We start from the raw sequence: 1,564 nt of genomic DNA, 5'->3' as shown, positions 1-1,564 counted from the left end.
AAGAAACCACAGATCAGCCGTTAACTTGGCTCTGTCGCCTGCCGCGATGGGAACCGATGGGTGAGATCCGCAGCCGACTCGACGAGCCGGACGGCGTCGACATCCGCGACCTTGCATACATGCAGGCCGAATGTGATCGCCTGGAAGAAGCGCTCGCAAACCTGACCTACGAACTTCCGCCGGGTCCAATCCATGGCGACGCCTTCATGGGAAACCTGATCTCAGGCATCGACGGCCCAGCGATCTGCGACTTCGACTCAAGCTGTGACGGCCCCCGGGAATGGGACTTAGTCCCGGTTGCCGTCGGCAAACTCAGATTCGACTACGCCGGAGACGACTACGGCGCGCTGGTAGGCCACTATGGATTCGACGTAATCGCCTGGCCAGGGTTCCCGGTGTTGCGTCGGCTCAGGGAATTGAAATTGGTCACCAGTATCGTGCCGGTCCTCGCCAGCCGGCCAGTCCTGCAGCCACAGTGGCGACGACGGCTAGAGACTTACCGTAGCCGGGACGAAACTGCACGTTGGTCGACATACGTTCGTGCCTCGTAATTAGTGATAGTGACCGCAGGGTCGGTGTCCTCAGCAATCGCCTGCGGAACGCGCTGACGGTACCTCAAGTCATGATTCATACGGTCGTCACCCGACTGGCGCATCGTGCCTTCGCCTGCTCGGCTTCAACGTGGGCATCGAGGCGGTGCATCTGATCCTGGTAGCGCTGGCGCTTCCGGCGCTGATCGTGGCCGCCAGCCTGCTGATCCAGCCGGTCCTGCAGTTTTCCGGAGCGGACGTCGCCGTGATCGCGGCCGCCGGGTGGCCCGTCGGCATGGCCTGTAGCGGTGCTGCCGGCAATAACGCCGCCGCCGACGGTGCCAGGCTTCGGCGTGCTTCCGATCATGGTGGCGAACTGGGAGCCGCCGCGGCGGCCGGCGAAGTAGATGTGGTCGCCGACAGCCGGCATCGCTGAGACCTTCAGGTGTGACTGCTGGGTCGGATTGGCGAACGTCCTCCTGCCGGCGGTCCGCCCCTGAACCGTCCACGGCGCAACCCAGGTCGTTCCCCAGCCTGCAGAGAGCGGGCCCGACGGGTCCCTACCGTGATCGGTGTTCCGGCTCTTCGGTCACTAGGTCTCGGCGGTCGGTCGTGGCGCGCTCCGCGGCCCGCATCGAGCCGATCGGTGGATACAACGTCCCGACGGTTCCTGACTCACTCCCGGGAGGCTACGACCCGGCCGTGCCCTGAGCAGGCGAAACGGTGAAGGTGGCAGCACTGAACACGTCCGGTTCCGGGCTCATGCGACATTTTGCCGATATTCGCGCCGATGTACGAGGAGGGTAGTTCGTGAGTGTCATGACAAATCGGGGGGAATGATGCGCACATCAATCAAGAACGTGTTGCTGGCCGCCGTTGTGGCAGGGATGGTTGCGGTGCCGTCGGCGTCGGCGTCGGCGGGTAGGCCAGTCGCGGGCGGTGGTAGGGGGCCGATGCCGTCGGGTGCGGCGGCGGGCATGGTCGGTGCGGTGACGATGGTCGACCCGGCTCGGGTACCCGAGTCTTGGTCAGGT

2 protein-coding genes and 1 pseudogene are annotated in these 1,564 nt (G+C 64.6%); 2 read left to right on the top strand and 1 reads right to left on the bottom strand.

Features of this window, described 5'->3' with window-relative positions; all coding sequences use genetic code 11:
• Both Acy02nite_RS46085 and Acy02nite_RS46080 read left to right on the top strand, forming a co-directional pair.
• Window positions 1-551 (top strand): phosphotransferase (locus tag Acy02nite_RS46085; protein ID WP_203756760.1); only part of this gene is annotated, 551 nt, incomplete at its 5' end.
• A 112-nt stretch (window positions 552-663) separates the two neighbouring features.
• Window positions 664-966: pseudogene (locus Acy02nite_RS46080) on the top strand (hypothetical protein); the annotation flags it as partial.
• A 381-nt stretch (window positions 967-1,347) separates the two neighbouring features.
• On the opposite strand, the gene Acy02nite_RS46075 reads toward Acy02nite_RS46080, so the two are convergent.
• On the bottom strand, window positions 1,348-1,564 hold a 217-nt coding region (locus Acy02nite_RS46075), incomplete at its 5' end, for a hypothetical protein (RefSeq protein WP_203756747.1).

Origin of the sequence: Actinoplanes cyaneus (assembly GCF_016862095.1) — a bacterium.
GTDB lineage: Bacteria > Actinomycetota > Actinomycetes > Mycobacteriales > Micromonosporaceae > Actinoplanes > Actinoplanes cyaneus.
The sequence above is the reverse complement of the archived record's forward strand: the minus strand, read 5'-3'. Positions and strand labels throughout refer to the sequence as shown.